Source organism: Hymenobacter caeli (genome assembly GCF_013294115.1).
Taxonomy (GTDB): Bacteria; Bacteroidota; Bacteroidia; order Cytophagales; family Hymenobacteraceae; genus Hymenobacter; species Hymenobacter caeli.
In genome coordinates this window covers 218,986-236,714 of record NZ_JABSNP010000005.1, presented here as the reverse complement: position 1 = coordinate 236,714, position 17,729 = coordinate 218,986, and the positions used below count along the sequence as shown (strand labels likewise).

Sequence of the window (17,729 nt, the reverse complement as noted above, 5' to 3'; positions counted from 1 at the left end):
GCGGCAGGGATTTACATTGCATTCCAACTCACAAAGTATAGTGCACGGCGTAAAATGTTTGGTAGTTGTAAGCCGGAGGCTGCCCCGTTTGCCGGGGCCACTGGTAGGCCATAGCAGCTACTCCACGACTACTCACAGGGTGGCAAAGCATGAATTATAGCTTCGTGTACAGTTATAGGTGGGCGCAAAGAGAAGTTTGCAAGGCGTGGTGAACCCAAAATTCTCGCGTCCGGCTACAACTTTATTATTTTCCGCATGGGCTCTCACTGTTCAGAATGATCAAATCAGTCTGGCGCGATTTGAGCAGCTTGCAAATCACCCCACCCCCAACACCTCGCGCAGGTCGCTAATCTCGTGCTGGGGCCCCAGTGCCCGGCACGTGGCCGCGTCGCCGAAGCCATAGGCGGCCCAGCAGCTGGGCAGGCCGGCGTTGCGGGCGAAGAGCAGGTCGGAGGGCGTGTCGCCAACCATGAGCATGTGGGCGGCGGGGGTGGGGGCGAAGTGGGGCTGCACCGCTTCCAGAAAAAACGCGGGGCTGGGCTTCAGTGGAAGGCTGCTGCCGGGCAGGCTGCCCTCGCCCACCACCAGCGACACGTAGCGGGCCAAGTCGAGGCGGGCGAGGGACTTGTGCAGCGTGTGGAGGCTCTTGTTGCTGACCACGGCCAGGCCGTGGCCCCGGGCCTGCAGCTCGGCCAGCACTTCGGGGGCTCCGGGGAAGGGTTGGGCCAGCGGCTCGCCCTCGGCGTCGTAGATGGCGCGGTACTCGGCCACCCAATGGGCTACGTCGGCGGCGGGGCCCGCGGGGTGCAGGGCGTGCAGGGTGTCGAGCATGGGCAGGCCCAGGGTCACGATGGCGTCGAGCGCGGCCGCGGTGGGCACGGGCGCGTGGTGGAGGCGGAACACCTGCCGCAGGCTGTGGTAAATGGCTTGGCGGGTGTCGCAGAGGGTGCCGTCGTAGTCGAACAGCAGGACGGAATAGGGCATTGGGGCGAAATAGAAGCGGGCCGGCTTTTTCGCGGTGGGCCCAGCAGTTGGAAAGCAGCGGCCGTACAAACCCCCGGCCGCCCCCGGCGGTTACACCAGACCTTTTTAAACCAGGTAAACTATGGAATCCATCAAAGGAAAAATCGCGCTGGTCACCGGCGCGGGCAAAGGTATTGGCCGCGCTGTGGCCGTGGCCTTGGCCCACGAAGGCGTGCACGTGGGCCTGCTGGCCCGTACCGAAAGCCAGCTGCAAGAAGTAGCCAAGGAGCTGCAAGCCCTGGGCGTAAAAACCGCCGTGGCCGCCGCCGACGTGGCCGACCGCACCGCCGTGGAAGCCGCCGTGGCCCAGATTCAGCAGGCCCTGGGGCCCATCGACATCCTCATCAACAACGCCGGCATCGGCACCTTCGCCAAGTTCCTCGACATGGAGCCGGCCGACTGGGAGCACATCATCCAGGTGAACCTGATGGGCGTGTACTACGTGACGCGCGCCGTGCTGCCTAACATGGTGGAGCGGCAAACGGGCGACATCATCAACGTGGCCTCCACGGCGGGGCAGCGCGGGGCGGCGGGCACCAGCGCCTACAGCGCCAGCAAGTTTGCCCTGCTGGGCCTCACCGAGTCGCTGATGCAGGAAGTGCGCAAGCAGAACATTCGCGTGTCGGCCCTCACGCCGAGCACCGTGGCCACGGAGCTGGCCATCGGCAGCGGCCTCACCGACGGCAACCCCGACAAAGTGATGCAGCCCGAAGACCTGGCCGAGTTCATGGTGGCCCAACTCAGGCTAAACCGCCGCATGTTCATCAAGGAAGCCGGGATGTGGAGCACCAACCCGTAAGTCGGGTCGGGTATGGCACGGCCCCCATTGGCCGGCTGCCAAAGCAAAGGCCGGGCAAACCCACGAGGGGCTGCCCGGCCTTTGCTTTGGCGGCCGCCGCGAAGCCGACTTACCGGATAACCTGCACCCAGCCCTTGTAGGTGCGGGTGGTGCTGGCGGCGTCGGCGAATTGCACCTCGGCCAGGTAGTAATACAGGCCTTCGGACACTTTGCCGCTGGTGCCGGCCTCGCCCGGGGCCCCGCCGCCGTCCCAGCGGATGAAGATGCTGGCGGTGGTGGTGTTCTCGAAAACCTTCACGCCCCAGCGGTTGAAGGCCTGGAAGTGCACGCTGCGCAGCGGGCTGGCCGTTTTGGGCTGGAACAGGTCGTTCACACCGTCGCCATTGGGGGTGAAGATGTTGGGGAGCAGGAAGAACACGCACTCGGTCTGGCAGGCCACGTTGCTCAGGGCCGAGCGCACGCCGCCCGCACCCACGGCCTGCACGGCGTAGCAGCCGTTGGGGGCCAGCAGGTTGCGGTGCACGTAGGCCAGGGTGGTGGTCGAGTCGAGCAGCGTGAAGGCTCCGTCGGTACCGGGCCGGTAGAAGATGCGGTAGTAGCTGGCGGCGGCGTTGCAGCCGGCGGGCAGGCTGCCCACCGTCCAGCGCAGGCTATTGCTGTAGCGCTGGTTGTTGGCCGGGAAGAAAGGCAGCGCGGCCAGGCTGTCGCAGTTGGCCGGGGCCAGCGTGAGCACCGGTACGCAGGGCTGGTCCACCAGCGTGGCGCAGGTAATTTGGCTTTTGTTCAGCAGCCCGCTCAAGTAGGGCGGCAGCGGCGCGGGGTATCGGCCGTTGGTTTGCACGTAGTAGCAGTAGCTCTGGCCCTTCACCAGGGCGGGGTCGCTGTCGGTGAAGGTGCCGCCGGTGGCCGCGGTGGCCGGGGCCCCCACCTGTGCAAAGGGCCCGGCGGGCCCGGTGGCGCTGCGGAATACCAGGGCCGGCTGGAGTGAGTTGTCCCAGGGCGTTTGGTAGGTCCAGCTCACGGCCACCGTTTTGGTCAGGCCGTTGGCGATGGCCGCGGCCCGCACGCTGCTGGCCGTGCCCTGCGACTCGGCTACTTCGGTGCCCGCCGCGTTGGCGTACACCAAGTCGAGCCGGTAGGTGTACTGGTTGGCGGTGGTGTTCAGGCCCGCGTCCACGAACACCGAATCGGTGAGGGCGAACCGGTCGGCCCGCACCAGCGCGAAGGCGGTGGCGGCCGGGTTCAGGCCCACGGCCCGCGAGAGGCGGTAGCCCGAGGGCGTGGCCAGCAGCTGCGTAATGGCGAGCTTGGCCGGCGACCAGCGCACGGTAATCTGGCCGGCCACATCAGTGCGGTCCACGTCCACGTTCTTGAGGCGGGCCACCGGCCCGACCAGGGTCACGCAGGCTTCGGCCGAGGGCAGGCTGGCCCCCAGGCCCGGCAGCGGGAAATCGGCGTAGATGCGGTAGCTGTAGGTTTTGCCCCGGGCCAGGCCCGCGCCATTGTTGTCGTCCTTAAAAGCCGACAAGTTGGCCGCCACCGAACCAATCAGCACGTAGCCCGTCGAAGCGGGCAGGCCCGTGTCGCAGGGCCCCGGCGTGTAGGCCAGGCAGCCCTCGCGGCGGTAGATGCGGATGAAGCTGGCGTTGGTGCAGGTGTAGCGGTCCCAGGTCAGCGACACCTGGTTGGCGGTGGGCGTGGCCACCAGGTTCTGGGGCGGGGGCCCCACCACGGTGATGCGCCACACCTGCTCGTCCACCAGCGGCACGTCGGCGGGCGAGGCCGGCGTATCCTGGGCCTTGAACACCACCGAGTACGGCTCCTTGGCCACGTTGCTGCAATCCGTAGCCCAGGTAAACGTGCCGCTGGCCGTGGGCGGCCCCTTGGTGGTTTGGATGAAGCGGGCCGGCGGAATTACGCCCGAATAGGCCGTCAGCGTAACGGGCGTTTGGGCCGCCGCGCCGGGGGCCGTACCGTCGGTGGCCGTCACGGCCCCGGTCACGGTGGTGCCCGCCACCACGCACGTGTCGCGGGGAATCTTGAGCACCGGCCGCAGGTTAGTGGTCGCCACCACGGTAATCTGCATGTCGCGGCGGACAAAGCCAATCCGCTTCTTGCCAAACTCGCCCCGTCTCCATTCATCTACATAAAAGGCAATGTTATACAAGCCCGTTTGTAGTGGGGTATTCCACGTAATCTGACCTGTGCGCGGGTCTTGCGTGAAGATGGCTGGCGTGGCCCCCGCCGTACCGGCCGGTACGCCGCTATAAGCGGCTTGCTTGGCCGCCGCGTTGCCCGGGGTTTGGTTGGGGTACACGTAACCGGGAATATTGCCTGGGACGGGTGTATTATCGGTACCCACCGGAGCGGCTTGCTGGCAGGGTACCAACCTGAAACTTAACGAATCGCCGTCGGCGTCGTAGGCCCCGGGGTTGTGCACATACACTTGGTTTTGGCCGGCTTGGTCGATGGGCGGCGTGCGCAGCACCGGACTGTGGTTGACGCCCAAGGCCGGGTCAATCGTGACGGCAGCGTCGATGTAGAAAGATTGGGAGCCGGAAAGCGGGAAGTTTAAAATGCCCGCGTTGCGCAACTCGCCGTTAAAACTCACGGGGTACGTTTTGGCCCCGGGGTACGTGTGGTCGAAATAAAAAATATCGATGCCGGTTGCCGGATTGCCGGGAATGGGAATAACCTGCTTGGGACCAATGCCGGAAATACGGTCCGACGTCTGCGAAGTGCCGTCGCCAAAGTATAAAGTGGCCTGCGGCTGGTCTGCGCTGGTCCCTATCAGGTTCTGATAGATGGTGAGCTTGAAGAATATCCGGTTCGGGTTGTGGGCGGCCGTGGTGTCCACTTTCGCCTCAATTTGGCCGGCGCGGATGTGCGAGGCCCGCGCCGCGCCCGGCAGTAGTAGCCCCAGCGCCAGTAAAATGCCGAGCGGAGCCGACCGCCAGTTATGCCAAAGCGTGAAAAGTGCCGTCATTGCCTTCTGCCGTGAGTAGCCCCCGCGGGGCCTTTAAGTAAACCCGTCTGCTAAGCTAACGGCTTTTGTGACTGCTTATGTTGCGGGCGGCACTTACCAATTAAAAGTGCGCCCCCAACCCCGCAAAAACACGGGTTCCGCGGCTTGTGTTCCCGGGCAAGCCGCGCCCCGGGCCACAAAGTTGGGGCGCTTGCCGTTGCGCCCGCTGAATTCACCGTTGCTGCCCGCCCGGCCGTTTTGCTCGCCGCGCGAAAGGCCGGCCGCCGCGAGCAAAACGGCCCGCAGCGGATACGAAAAAGGCCGTTCCCTGGAAGGAAACGGCCTTTTTTTAGGTAGCGGGGATAGGACTCGAACCTATGACCTTTGGGTTATGAGCCCAACGAGCTACCAACTGCTCCACCCCGCACTGTTTGGTAATGCAAAAGTACGAAAAAATTTGGGAAATGCCACCAAACGACTGAAACTAGCGCCGCCGCCGGGGCGAAACGGTGATTATCAGGCCCAAAAAATGCGCGGGGGCCCGGGCGCGGCTAATTTTACGGGCTTTTCCCTTCTTATGTCCCAATCCCGGCCGGCCGCGCTCAGTTTCATTTTCATCACCGTGCTCATCGACGTGATTGGGCTGGGCATCATCATTCCGGTGCTGCCCAAGCTGCTCGGGCAGCTCACGGGGCAGGGCCTCAGCCGGGTGTCGGAGTACGCGGGGTGGCTGTCGTTTGCCTACGCGGGGGCCCAGTTTCTGTGCGCGCCGGTGGTGGGCGGCCTCAGCGACCGGCTGGGGCGGCGGCCGGTGCTGCTGGCCTCGCTGCTGGGCTTGGGGCTCGACTACGTGTTCCTGAGCTTCGCGCCCACGCTGGCCTGGCTGTTCGTGGGGCGGGTGGTGGCGGGCATCACGGGGGCCAGCTTCACCACGGCCACGGCCTACATCGCCGACGTGAGCCCGCCCGAGAAGCGCAGCCAAAACTTCGGGCTGGTGGGGGCCGCCTTCGGGGTCGGGTTCATCATCGGGCCGGCGCTGGGCGGTTTGCTGGCCACCTGGGGGCCCCGGGTGCCGTTCATGGCGGCGGCGGCGCTGAGCCTGTGCAACTTCCTCTACGGCTTTTCCATCCTGCCCGAGTCGCTGCCCGTGGCGCGGCGGCGGCCCTTCGCCTGGGCCCGCGCCAACCCCGTGGCCTCGCTGCTGCGGCTGGGGCGCTACCCGGTCATCCTGGGGTTGGTGGCCTCGCTGGTGCTCATTTACCTGGCCGGCTCGGCCACGCAGTCCATCTGGACATTCTACACCATCTACAAATTCGGTTGGGGCACCCAGCTGGTGGGCTACTCGCTGGGGGCCGTGGGCTTGCTCACGGCCCTGGTGCAGGGCGGGCTGGTGCGGGTGGCCATCCCGAAGCTGGGGGCCCCGCGGGCCATCGTGGCGGGGCTGCTGAGCTACGCGGTGGGCTTCGTGCTGTTCGCCTTCGCGGCGCGGGGCTGGCTGATGTTTGCCTTCCTGGTGCCCTACTGCCTGGGCGGCATCGCGGGGCCGGCCCTGCAAGGCACCATCTCGGGGCAGGTGCCGCCCACCGAACAAGGCGAGCTGCAAGGGGCCCTCACCAGCCTCATCAGCCTCACCGGCGTGGTGGGGCCGCTGTTCATGACGCACCTGTTCGCCTTTTTCACCGGGCCCGGGGCCCCGCTTGAGTTTCCCGGGGCCCCGTTTGCGCTGGGCGCGGTGCTCACGCTGGCCAGCGCCGCGCTGGCCGTGCGCACCCTGCGCCGCACGCCGGCCGGGGCGGCCCCGGCGGGGGCCCCCGCCCTGCACTAACTTTGGAAAAGACCCGGTTTTGTTATCTTATTTTATCCGTTTTTATGCCTATACCTGATGCGCTGCCCCTGCTCGACGTTGTGCACCGCGCCGACCTCGGCATTCTGGTGGGCCGCTGGGGCTACCAGCCCGACCCGGCGGCCCTGCCCGCCGCCTACGAAAGCCTGACGGCCCACGCCCACGCCACCAACTGCCGCTACTGGCTGCAAGACATCCGCCGCCGCGCCGCCAACGACCCGGCCACCACCGCGTGGCTGCTCGGCGAGTACTTCCCCGCCATGGCCGTGCGGCTCGGGCCCCGGCTGTGCGTGGCCTACCTCGCCAGCCCGGCCCTGCACCAGGCCATCCGGGAGTCGCCCGGGTTTGCCGACGTGGACACCTACGAAGGCCGGCCGTTCGCGTTGGCCTTCTTCGGCGACGAGGGCGCGGCCGTTGCCTGGCTGCACGCGCAGCAACAAAGCCAGGACGCGGCCGGCGGGCCCGTAACCTGACAAAGGAACCGTTGGAGCGCTAATGCGTACAGGTAAAGACTGGGGCCGGGGCCAATCTGAAAAATAACGCGGGCGGGCCTTTCCATAAAATAGCCTTTCCGTACCTGCAAACGCCCTTTTTAGCCAACGGTAAATAATATTCCGGGCGCGGAAGAACACTTATTACGATTATTTCGTAGATTTACGAAATAATCGTAATAAGCATTTATGGACCGCCTCACCCAACCCGAAGAAGACGCCCTGCGGGCCCTGTGGCCGCTGCCCGGCGGGGCCTTCGTGAAAGAATTGCTCGACGGCCTGCCCGCCCCGCGCCCGCCCTACACCACGCTGGCCAGCACCCTGCGCAACCTGGAGCGCAAGGGCTACGTGCACGCCGAAAAGCTCGGCAACTCCTTTCGTTTCAGCCCCTTGGTATCGGCCGACGATTACCAGCGCAGCTCGCTGGGGGCCCTGGTAAAGGAGCACTTCCGCGATTCGTACAAGGAATTGGTGTCGTTTTTTGCGAAGGAGGAAAAGATCAGCGCCGCCGATTTGCAGGACATTCTCCGCCTCATCGAGGGCGGCGATAAAAAGGCCGAGTAGCCATGCCGTCCGCGCCGTTGCTCTACCTGCTCAAGGCCCACGCGGTGCTGCTGCTGTTTGCGGCGGCCTACTGCGGGCTGCTGCGCCCGCTCACCTTCTTCACTTTAAACCGGGCGTACCTGGCCTTCGCGCTGCTGTTTGCCGCCGCCTACCCGGCCCTGCCCATGCCCGCGCTGTGGCCGGCCGCCGCCCCCACGCCCGCCGTGGCCTGGGTGCTGGCCGAGCTGCCCGCCGGGGCCCCCGCGGCGGCGCTGCCCGCCCCGGGGCCCGACTGGCCTGTCTGGCTGCTGGCGGCCTACGCGGCCGGCGCGGCGCTGCTGCTGGGCCGCCTGCTGGTGCAGCTGCTGTCGCTGGCGCGGCTGCGGCGCACCACCCGGGCCGCGATGGGCCCGGGCGGCGTGGCCTACCGGGCGTTGCCCGGCGTGGGCGGCCCGTTCTCCTTCGGCCGCACCATCTACCTCAACCCGGCACAGCACCCGGCCCCCGCCGAGCTGGCCGCGGTGCTGGCCCACGAGCAGGCCCACGTGCGCCAGGCCCACACCCTCGACGTGCTGCTGGCCCACGTGGCCACGGCCGTGTTCTGGCTGAACCCGGCGGCGTGGCTGCTGCGCCGCGCCCTGCTCGACAACCTCGAATACCTGGCCGACGCGGCCACCCTGCGCACCGGCCTCGACCGCCGCGCCTACCAGTACAGCCTGCTCCGGCTGGGGCCCGCCGGGGGCAGCCCGGCCCTGGTCTCGCCCTTTTCCCTTTCCACCCTCAAAAACCGCATCCTGATGATGAACCAACCCGTTTCCAATCGTTTGCAGCTGCTGCGCTACGCCCTGGCGGGGCCCCTGGTGGTGGCCGCCGCGCTGGCCTACTCGGCCGCCCACGCGCAACCTGTGGCCAACCCGGCCACACCGGCCGATGAGTTGTTTGCCATCACCAACAAGGCCGGCCACACGGTAATGAAGCTGGCCGGGCCCGCCGCGTACTATGTTGACGGCCAGCCCAGCAGCTACGCCAACCTGGCCAAGGTGAACCCGGCGGCCGTGGCCAGCGTGCGCGTGGTGAAACCTGAGCAGGCCCGCCCGCTGCTGGGCACCGACCAAACCGCTTACGTTATTACTACGGAAGCCAAAAAGGTTGAGCCCGCGGTGGTAGCCTTCAATGAGAAAGTGCGGCGCGTGGCCCTGTACCGCATGGGTATTGACAAGCAGGGCGAGGCCACGCTGACGCACGACGGAGGTCCCGCGGTGACTCCTGCCGCACCATTGCAAGCAAAGCCCGCGGGCCCTAAAAAACCTATTTACTATGTTGATGGTAAGTTGGTTGGCAGTGAACCGAACAACGCTGTGAAGCCAACGGACATTGCCAGTATCGACGTGCTGAAGGGGGCGCAGGCTAACGATTTCCTCGGTAGTAGTTCTGGGGCTGATGGCGTGATCCTCATTACCACCAAAACCGGCGAGCATTCACCGGAGGTAATGGCGTTCAATGCCAAAGTGCAGCGCCAAGTGCCGCTGACGGGTATGGTTCAGGCCGCGCCTGCCAAAACGATGGCTCCCGCCGACAGCACCGAAAAAGCCGTTAGCCCCATGTACTTGGGCTCGGCTGGGCTGGCGTACATCACTAAACATTACCCGGACGCTCGCCTTGTCGGCGTTGATCAAATCCGGCCCGCTAGCGGGGGTGCCCCGCGCTACCGTGCCACCATCGTTATCGGCCGCCGGCCGGGTTACATAACGTTTGGCGAGCGTGGAGAATTTATTTCAGAGTCGTACAACAAGTAGCCACTGCGGGCCGGTCCTGGCGCACAGCTAGTTTGTGCTGCGCCCATTTCCATTAGCGAATTTTCCCTCCCACATTTTCCAACCCCTTCACTTCCATGCAAAACCAACCCACTTCCGTTCGTTTATTGGGCCTGCGCCGCGCTCTGCTGGGGCCCTTGGCCGTGGCGCTGGCCTTGGGTGCCGCCGGGGCCCAAGCCCAAACCGTGACGCCCAAGGTGGTAGCCACCGAAGCCCCTAAGGCGCTGCCCACCGACGTGGTGTACTACGTGGACGGCCAATTAGCCGCCCCCGACGTCCTCAGCGCCATGAACCCGAGCGACATTGGTAACATCAACGTGCTGAAGGGCAAGCAGGCCGAGGCGCTGACCGGCAAGGCCACGGGCAGCGGCGTGATTTTGGTGACTACCAAGGGCAAAGAAAACTCGCCGGAAGTGCTGGCCTTCAACAAACAGCACAACGTGGTGCTTTCCTCCCCCTCGCCGATGCAAACCGCCGCGATGGCCGCCGCCCGGGCCTACATCGAGAAAACCTACCCCAGCGCCAAGCTGAAGTCGGTGTACGAAGACAAGAACAAAGCCGGCCGCTACGTGGCCCGGTTCACCGAAGGCGGCCAGACCAAGGAGCTGCGCTTCGACGGCCAGGGCCAGCCGGTGGCCGAGTAGGGCCCCTAGCCGGCCAAAATGCGGGCCGTGACGAGCAGCTGGCCCACGTGGCGCTGGGTGTGCTCGGCGGCGTGCACCAGCAGGCCGATGACGGTGGAGGGCAGCGCGGCCCGGCCCACCGGACGGTAATCGGTTAACGCAGCTTCGGGGGTGCGGTGCAGCTGGGCCAGGGCCTGCTGCACCGCACCCCCGAAGGCTTTTTGCAGCGCTTCTACTTGCGCTGCCGGGGCCCCGGCGCTGGGTGCGGGGTAGCCTTCGGCGGCGAGGTAGGCGAGCTGGGCGGGGCTGAGGGGCTGGTTTTGGGCGTAGGTGAGCATGCGGTCTAGCACGCCGGCCAGGTGCTGAAGGTGGAAGCCCACCGAGGCCACACCGGCCGGGCGCTCCCACAGCTGGGCGGCGGGAAAGCGGGCGAGGGCCACGGCCACGTCGGCCTGGGCTTGCAGCAGGGCGTGGGCCACGGGCTGGAGCAGGGGCGGCACCTGGGGCAGGGGCCCCCGGAGCCATACTTCGGGTTGGTTGGGCATGGGTAAAAATAGCGCCCCTACGCAACCCGCCAGCCGCCAAAACTTCCCGTCGGGGCCCGGGCGGGCCGTACTTTTACGGCCTATGTCCGCTACCATCCCCGCCGAGGCCCTGCTGGCCGCTGCCGAGCAGTTTGGCACCCCGCTCTACGTGTACCAGGCCGAAACCATCGCCCGGCAGTACCACCAGCTCGAAACGGCCTTCACCGGCCACCCCACGCGGTTTTTCTATGCCTGCAAGTCGCTCACCAACCAGGCCGTGCTGCGCTACATCCTGGGCCTGGGCGCGGGCCTCGACTGCGTGAGCATCAACGAAGTACGGCTGGGCCTGCACGCCGGGTTTGCGCCCGAAAACATCCTCTTCACGCCCAACAGCGTCACGTTTGAGGAAATCGTGGCCGCCAAAGACCTGGGCGTGCACCTCAACATCGACAACATTTCGATGCTGGAGCGCTTCGGCACCACCTTCGGCGGCAGCTACCCGGTGTGCATTCGGCTGAACCCGCACATCGAGGCGGGCGGCAACTACAAGATTTCCACCGGCCACATCGACAGCAAGTTCGGCATCAGCATCCACCAGATGCGCCACCTGGAGCGTGTGGTGAAAGGCACGGGACTGAACGTGAAGGGCTTGCACATGCACACGGGTTCCGAAATCAAGGACGTGGACGTGTTCCTGCGGGCCCTGGAAGTGCTGTTCGAGGCCGCCCGCCGCTTCCCCGATTTGGAATTCTTAGACTTGGGCTCGGGCTTCAAAGTGCCCTACAAACCCGGCGACGTGGCCACCGACATGCCCGAGCTGGGCCGCCGCGTGACGGCTGCCTTCGCCGAGTTTGAGGCCGAATACGGCCGGCCGCTGCAAGCCTGGTTCGAGCCCGGCAAGTACCTCGTCAGCGAGGCCGGCTTCCTGCTGGTGCGCGTGGCCGTGGTGAAGCAAACCCCAGCCACGGTGTTCGCCGGCGTCGATTCGGGCTTTAACCACCTCATCCGGCCCATGTTCTACGACAGCTACCACACCATCAGCAACCTGAGCCACCCCGAGGGCCCCGAGCGGGTGTACACCGTGGTGGGCAACATCTGCGAAACCGACACCTTCGCCTGGGACCGCCGCCTGCCCGAAGTGCGCGAAGGCGACCTGCTGGCCTTCCACAACGCCGGGGCCTACGGCTTCGAGATGAGCAGCAGCTTCAACTCGCGCCCGCGCCCGGCCGAAGTGCTGCTCGAAAACGGGGCGCTGCGCCAGATTCGCCGCCGCCAAACATTCGAGGACCTGCTGGCCGGCCAGGAGTAGCCGCGGCGCACGGGTCGCCTGTGGTTCCGCCGCGTGTGTTGGCTGCATGTGTTGTCGAAGCAAGACGGGGAGGGAGGGCCCCGACCAAGAGTTTATCCCAATAGGTGCAAAAGGAAACGGTCATGCCGAGCGCAGCCGAGGCATGACCGTTTCCTTTTGCACCTATTGGGATATACGCTGGCTGAAACCAAAAAGGGGCGCTCCAGCTGGAGCGCCCCTTTTGTGTCTGACTACTCAGAAAGCAACTGGCTAATTGGCCGCGCTGGCGGCCGGCTGGGCCTTGCCGTTGGCGCTGCCGTCGAGTTGGGAGCCGCCGTTGTTGGCGGCACTGGCTGCCTGGGCGTTGGCCACCTGGGCGCTGGTGTGCTGCGTGTCAGCGGCTTGCTGGCCGATGCGCTCCGGTGCGGGCCCCTGGGCGGGCTGGCTGCCCTTCACCTGAATCTGGTGGCGCATGGTTTTCTGCTCGTCCTTGGGCACCGTTACGTGCAAGATGCCGTCCTCGAAGCTGGCTTCGATCTGACCCGGGTTCACGGTGTCGGGCAGCTGAAACGAGCGCCGGAACGAGCCGTAGGCGTTTTCCACCACGTGGTAGCGGCGGTCGCTGCGGTCGCTGCGGAAGCTGCGCTCGCCCGAAATGGTGAGGCGGCCCTGGTGGAAATCCACTTTGATGTTGTCTTGCTTGAGGCCGGGCAGCGCCACCTCCAGCTGGTAGCCCTTTTCGGTCTCGTAGGCATCGACCTGCGGCGAGAACGCCGCCACCCGGCCCCGTCCTGCCACCGAATCATTAAAGAAGCGGTCGAGCATGGTGGAGAATGTCTGCGGCACGAGGTCCCCGAAGGAATCCTGATACGTTTGAATGGCCATGACGTGAAAAAATTGAGGGTTAGAAAAAAGGTTGAGAAGAATGAAAGTCGTTGCCGACTTGAGGATTTTTACGAACCTGTTTTTTTCTGGGTTTCAAAAAAAAGTACCCTCATAAGGCTACGAGGGTACTTTTTTCAACTTTTTTCCTCGCTGGCCGCGGTGCTGGGCGGCAACCCAGCTGCCGTCCGAAACCGCGGCACTGGCCTAGCCCTTCATTACCTTTTCCTGGCGCAGCACCGATTCCAGGTGCACGGCCTCCATGTAGCGCTCCACGAAGTCTTCGGTGAGGCCTACCTGGGCCCCCTGGCGCTTGCTGCGGGCCAGGATTTCGTTGAGGCGGGCGGTTTGGAGGATGGTGATGTCGTTGTCCTTCTTGTATTGGCCAATTTTCTCGGCCACGGCCATGCGGCGGCCCAGCAGCTGCATCACCTCGGCGTCGAGGTTGTTGATTTGCTCGCGCAGGCCGGCCAGGGCCGTCAGGAATTCCTCTTTGTCGGTGGTTTCGTGCCGCCACACCAGGTCGGTGATGAGCTGGCCCAGCACCTCGGGCGTGATTTGCTGCTTGGCGTCGCTCCAGGCTTTGTCGGGGTCGATGTGGCTCTCGATCATCGTTCCGTCGAAGTCCAAATCCAGGGCCTGCTGGGCCACGGCAAACAGCGTGTCGCGCCGGCCGCAGATGTGGCTGGGGTCGTTGAGGATGGGCAGCTCGGGCAGGCGGCGCTTCATCTCGATGGGCAGGTGCCACATCGGCGCGTTGCGGAAGTCGGTGTTGCCGTAGCTCGAAAAGCCGCGGTGAATCATGCCTACCTGCTTCAAGCCGGCTTTTTGCAGGCGCTCGATGGCCCCCACCCACAGCTCCAGCTCGGGATGAATGGGGTTTTTTACCAGCACCGGAATGTCCACGCCGCGCAGCGCGTTGGCAATTTCCTGCACCGAAAACGGGTTGCCGGTGGTGCGCGCGCCCACCCAGACCAGGTCCACGCCGAAGGCCAGGCAGTCTTCGACGTGCTTGGCGGTGGCCACTTCCACGGCCACGGGCAGGCCGGTCAGCTCACTGGCTTTTTTCAGCCAGGGCAGGCCCTTGGCCCCCACGCCCTCGAAGCCGCCGGGCTTGGTGCGCGGCTTCCAGATGCCGGCGCGCAGGGCCTGCACTTTGCCGGTGGCGGCCAAACGCTGGCAGGTTTCTAGTACCTGGATTTCGGTTTCGGCCGAGCAGGGCCCTGAGATGAGGAACGGCTTGTCGTTGGGTTGGCGGTTGAAAAGTTTGTCGAACATGGGGTTGGGGAAATTATTGTTTGCGGAGAGAATAGCAAGCCATAGTTTGTGCTGGCTTGTACTTTTTATTACTGAATCCTTAGGGAATGGTCTTGCGGATGTGGTTGGCTTGGTGGATTTGGTCGGTCAGCCCGGCGTAGTCTTCCTGCGCCAGTAAGTCGCGCAGGTGCTGGAGCTGGTGCAGGTGCTCGTCGAGCACGTCGAGCACGTTGGGCCGGTTCTGGCGGAAGATGGGCACCCACATGGCCGCCGAGCTTTTGGCCAGCCGCACGGTGGAAGCAAAGCCGCCGCCGGCCAGATCAAAAATGCGCTGTTCCTCTTTCTCCTTCTCCAACACGGTGAGGGCCAGGGCAAACGAGGTGATGTGCGAGATGTGCGACACGTAGGCCGTGTGCAGGTCGTGGGCCTGCGCATCGAGGTAGAGCAGCCGCATGGGCAGGGCCCGGAACAGCTTCTCGACCAGCTGCAAGGCGTCGGCGTCGCTGTGGCCGGTGTCGCAGAGCACCACCGTTTTGCCTTCGTAAAGGCCCAGCACGGCGGCCTCGGGGCCCGAATATTCGGTGCCAGCCATGGGGTGCGTGGCCACGAAGCGGCCGCGGCGCGGGTGCCCGGCCACGGCCGCTAGCAGCGTCACCTTGGTCGAGCCCACGTCAATCACCGTCTGCTGGGGCCCCGTGGCGTCGAGCACCTGGGGCAGCACGGTCAGCATGGCATCCATGGGCACGGCCACCACCACGAGGTCGGCGCGGCGCACGGCGGCGGACAAGTCGGTTTCTACCTCGTCCACTAAACCCAGCTCCAGGGCCCGGCGGGCGTGCTCGGCGCTCTGCTCCACCCCGATGAGGTGCGCCGCCAGCCCGTGCTGCCGCAGACTAAGCGCCAGCGAGCCGCCGATGAGTCCCAAGCCGATGATGGTAACGGTCATGATTTAGGGCAGGAGGGTGTGAGGGTAGGCGGGTAGACGGTTTGCATCTACCTAGAAAATTTGAAAATTTAAAATAGAACGTCATGTCGAGCGCAGCCGAGACATCTCGCCCGCTCACTAATGCTGGATTACTGCCGCACGCAAGATGTCCCGGCTGCGCTCGATATGACGTTTTGACGATTTCCTAAACAGCTTGTATCTAATTATTTGGCACGGCAACTAATTAATTAACCAGTGGAAGAACGACTTCGCTGCGCTGGCCTTTTTGCATTGCCACAACCCGGGCCAGGGCCTCGCGCAGCAAGGCTTCTGGCTGGCACAGGCTGGCCCGGATGTAGCCCAGCCCGTTGCTGCCAAAAATGCCGCCGGGCGTCAAAAATACCCGGGCTTCGGCCAGCACGGCATCGCTCAGGGCGTAGCCGTCGGCGTAAGACGGCGGCACGGGGGCCCAGATGAAGAGGCCTACCTGGCCCGGGGCCGGTGCGCAGCCCAACGCTTGCAGCAACTCAACGACCAGCGTGCGGCGGGCGCGGTAAGTGGCATTTAGCTCCTGAAACCAGTCGTCGCCCAGCGCCAGGGCCGCCACGGCGGCCTGTTGCACGGGCAGGAACATGCCCGAATCCATGTTGCTTTTGAAGCGGAGCACGGCGGCCAGCCAATCGGCGCGGCCCACCAGGGCCCCCACGCGCCAGCCGGCCAGGTTGTGCGACTTACTCAGCGAGTTCAGCTCCAGGGCCACGTCCTTGGCGCCGGGCACGGACAACAAGCTGGTGGGTGGCGTCTCGTTCAAGACGAAGCCATAAGGGTTGTCGTGCACCAGCAGGATGTCGTGGGCGCGAGCAAATTCCACCAGCTCGGTGAGGAATGGCCGGCCGGCCGGCGTGCCGGTGGGCATGTGCGGGTAGTTCACCAGCATCATTTTCACTCGCGACAAGTCGGTGGCCGCCAAGGCCCCCAGGTCGGGCAACCAGCCGGTAGCGGCGGTCAAGTCGTACGCGCGCACCTCGGCCCCGCAGATTTCGGCCACGGCGCGGTAGGTCGGGTAGCCGGGGTTGGGGATGAGCACCGCGTCGCCGGCTTCCAAAAACGTCATCCCAATGTGCATCAGGCCTTCTTTCGAGCCCAGCAGCGGCAGGATTTCGGTGGCCGGGTCGAGGGCCACGCCGTAGTGGCGCTGGTAGAACTCGGCCAGGGCCCCGCGCAGGGCGGGCGTGCCCTGGTAGCTCTGGTAGCCGTGGGCGTTGGGCAGCGCCGCCGTGGCCGCCAGCGCCGCCGTCACGCTCGGGTGGGGCGGCAAATCGGGACTGCCGATGCCCAGGCTGATGATGTTGGCCCCCGCCGCGTTGAGGGCCGCCAGCTCGCGCAGCTTGCGCGAGAAATAGTATTCGCCGGTGTGGCTGAGGCGGCTGGCTACGGAGACGTTCATAAATTCAGTTGACAGTCAATAATTATCAGTTGGCAGTTATCAATTGGGCTTTGTAATTAATTAGAACGTCATGCAGAGCGCAGCGAAGCACTTTTTCTGCTTAACTAATTAATTAATTAGGTTGTCATGCTGAGCGCAGTCGAAGTATTTCTCCCGCAGCAGTAATTAATCATTTATTCAGCGGGAGAGATGCTTCGACTGCGCTCAGCATGACGGCTTTATGATAGTCTTATCTATTACCCGCCAGCGCCTTGCTGTCCGTCACTAATTCCCCAAATTCCATGCTGCCGCGCTGGTACACGCCCAGCACGCGCAGCTCCTCCGTCACGCGGGGCAGCTCTTGCAGCAGTGTGGATAATTGGGCGGGGCTGTCGAATTCTACGTCGGCGTGGAAGCCGTAGTGCCAGGGCTGGCGGGGGCGGGGGCACGACTGCAACTTGCTCAGGTTGAGGCCGTGGGCGGCCACCAGCGTGAGCACCTGGGCCAGGCAGCCCGGCGCGTGCGAGGTGTAGAAATACAGCGAAGCCTTGTCGGGCGCGGCTACGGGCTGGGCTTCCGGGGCCCGCTCCAGCACCAGGAACCGGGTGTAATTGTGCGGGTCGTCGTGAATGGCGGGGGCCAGCAATTGCAAGCCGAACGCCGCGGCCGCCTGGGCCCCCGCCACCACGGCCACGCCTGGGGTTTGGCGCTCGGCCAGCAGCTGGGCGCTGAGGCCGGTGTCTTCGGTTTCAACGAGCTGCCAGTGGGGGTACTGGGCCAGGAAATCGCCGCACTGGCGCAGGGCCATGGGGTGCGAGTGCACCGCTAGTACGTCGGCCAGCGTAGTGCCGGGCAGCGCCAGCAAGTGCTGGTGAATGGGCAGGTACACCTCGCCGGTGATGGTGAGGTCGGCCCGCTCCAACAGTAAATAATTAGGTAGAATGCTGCCGGCCAGTGAGTTTTCCATGGCCATGAGGGCGGCATCGGCGCGGCCGTCGGCTGCCTGGGCCACCACTTCGCCGAAGGTGGCGCAGAAACTCAACGCCGCGGCCGTCCCGAAGTACTGGCCGGCGGCTACTTGGTGGAAACTTCCCTGGAAACCCTGGATGGCAACGCGCATGGCAGTGGGGAGTAAAAAACGACAATAAAAAAGGCCGCCGGAAGTCCGGGGGCCTTGCTGGGTTGAGGAAGTGTGCTGATTAATTAGCACCCGCAACGGCAGGCCCGGTTCTTCTTAAAAAAGAAGAAGCTGCGGTAGCCGAAATAATAAAAAGCGGGGGCAGTAAGCATCGGCGTAAAGAAAAGCAGGCATTAAAAAAGCGCCTC

The 17,729-nt window shown here is 64.8% G+C and carries 15 protein-coding genes and 1 tRNA gene; 7 read left to right on the top strand and 9 right to left on the bottom strand.

Annotation, left to right across the window (positions count from 1 at the left end):
• Window positions 1–315: 315 nt before the first annotated feature.
• Window positions 316–984 carry an HAD family hydrolase gene (locus tag HNP98_RS07615; RefSeq protein WP_173809457.1) on the bottom strand — a complete coding sequence of 223 codons (669 nt, stop codon included), beginning with the start codon at window positions 982–984 and terminating at the stop codon, window positions 316–318.
• Window positions 985–1,105: 121 nt separating this feature from the next.
• On the opposite strand from HNP98_RS07615, the gene HNP98_RS07610 reads away from it, so the two are divergent.
• On the top strand, window positions 1,106–1,822 hold the full coding sequence (locus HNP98_RS07610) for a 3-ketoacyl-ACP reductase (protein WP_173809456.1): 717 nt from the start codon (window positions 1,106–1,108) through the stop codon (window positions 1,820–1,822).
• Window positions 1,823–1,931: 109 nt separating this feature from the next.
• On the opposite strand, the gene HNP98_RS07605 is transcribed toward HNP98_RS07610, so the two are convergent.
• Both HNP98_RS07605 and HNP98_RS07600 read right to left on the bottom strand, forming a co-directional pair.
• Window positions 1,932–4,808, bottom strand: a complete 2,877-nt coding sequence (locus HNP98_RS07605) for a T9SS type B sorting domain-containing protein (RefSeq protein ID WP_173809455.1) — start codon at window positions 4,806–4,808, stop codon at window positions 1,932–1,934.
• Window positions 4,809–5,141: 333 nt separating this feature from the next.
• A tRNA-Met gene (locus HNP98_RS07600) sits at window positions 5,142–5,214 on the bottom strand.
• Window positions 5,215–5,364: 150 nt separating this feature from the next.
• Between HNP98_RS07600 and HNP98_RS07595 the strand changes: the two genes are divergently transcribed.
• From HNP98_RS07595 to HNP98_RS07575, 5 genes are all read left to right on the top strand, one after another.
• Window positions 5,365–6,612, top strand: a complete 1,248-nt coding sequence (locus tag HNP98_RS07595; RefSeq protein ID WP_173809454.1) for a TCR/Tet family MFS transporter — start codon at window positions 5,365–5,367, stop codon at window positions 6,610–6,612.
• Between the two features lie 44 nt (window positions 6,613–6,656).
• On the top strand, window positions 6,657–7,103 hold the full coding sequence (locus tag HNP98_RS07590; RefSeq protein WP_173809453.1) for a hypothetical protein: 447 nt from the start codon (window positions 6,657–6,659) through the stop codon (window positions 7,101–7,103).
• Between the two features lie 207 nt (window positions 7,104–7,310).
• Complete coding sequence (locus HNP98_RS07585) at window positions 7,311–7,685, top strand: BlaI/MecI/CopY family transcriptional regulator (protein ID WP_173809452.1); 375 nt, start codon at window positions 7,311–7,313, stop codon at window positions 7,683–7,685.
• Between the two features lie 2 nt (window positions 7,686–7,687).
• The gene (locus HNP98_RS07580; RefSeq protein ID WP_173809451.1) at window positions 7,688–9,460 is read left to right on the top strand and encodes a M56 family metallopeptidase; all 1,773 of its coding nucleotides are present in this window, start codon (window positions 7,688–7,690) and stop codon (window positions 9,458–9,460) included.
• A 95-nt stretch (window positions 9,461–9,555) separates the two neighbouring features.
• A complete protein-coding gene (locus HNP98_RS07575) occupies window positions 9,556–10,122 on the top strand; it encodes a hypothetical protein (protein ID WP_173809450.1) in 567 nt (188 codons plus the stop codon).
• Between the two features lie 5 nt (window positions 10,123–10,127).
• Here HNP98_RS07575 and HNP98_RS07570 read toward each other — a convergent pair whose 3' ends face one another.
• Window positions 10,128–10,646, bottom strand: a complete 519-nt coding sequence (locus tag HNP98_RS07570) for a DinB family protein (RefSeq protein ID WP_173809449.1) — start codon at window positions 10,644–10,646, stop codon at window positions 10,128–10,130.
• 82 nt (window positions 10,647–10,728) lie between these two features.
• On the opposite strand from HNP98_RS07570, the gene lysA reads away from it, so the two are divergent.
• On the top strand, window positions 10,729–11,934 hold the full coding sequence (gene lysA / locus HNP98_RS07565; protein WP_173809448.1) for a diaminopimelate decarboxylase: 1,206 nt from the start codon (window positions 10,729–10,731) through the stop codon (window positions 11,932–11,934).
• A gap of 249 nt (window positions 11,935–12,183) precedes the next feature.
• Here the strand turns inward: lysA and HNP98_RS07560 are convergent, their stop codons facing one another.
• The 5 genes from HNP98_RS07560 to HNP98_RS07540 form a co-directional block, all read right to left on the bottom strand.
• Entirely contained in the window at window positions 12,184–12,798 is a 615-nt protein-coding gene (locus tag HNP98_RS07560) for an Hsp20/alpha crystallin family protein (RefSeq protein ID WP_173809447.1), read from the bottom strand.
• Between the two features lie 204 nt (window positions 12,799–13,002).
• On the bottom strand, window positions 13,003–14,073 hold the full coding sequence (locus HNP98_RS07555) for a chorismate mutase (protein ID WP_173809446.1): 1,071 nt from the start codon (window positions 14,071–14,073) through the stop codon (window positions 13,003–13,005).
• Between the two features lie 79 nt (window positions 14,074–14,152).
• Window positions 14,153–14,998: a prephenate dehydrogenase gene (locus HNP98_RS07550; protein WP_173809445.1), complete on the bottom strand. Its 846-nt coding sequence runs from the start codon at window positions 14,996–14,998 to the stop codon at window positions 14,153–14,155.
• A 223-nt stretch (window positions 14,999–15,221) separates the two neighbouring features.
• The gene (locus HNP98_RS07545; protein ID WP_173809444.1) at window positions 15,222–16,424 is read right to left on the bottom strand and encodes a pyridoxal phosphate-dependent aminotransferase; all 1,203 of its coding nucleotides are present in this window, start codon (window positions 16,422–16,424) and stop codon (window positions 15,222–15,224) included.
• Between the two features lie 229 nt (window positions 16,425–16,653).
• Window positions 16,654–17,523, bottom strand: a complete 870-nt coding sequence (locus HNP98_RS07540) for a prephenate dehydratase (protein WP_173809443.1) — start codon at window positions 17,521–17,523, stop codon at window positions 16,654–16,656.
• Window positions 17,524–17,729 lie beyond the last annotated feature (206 nt).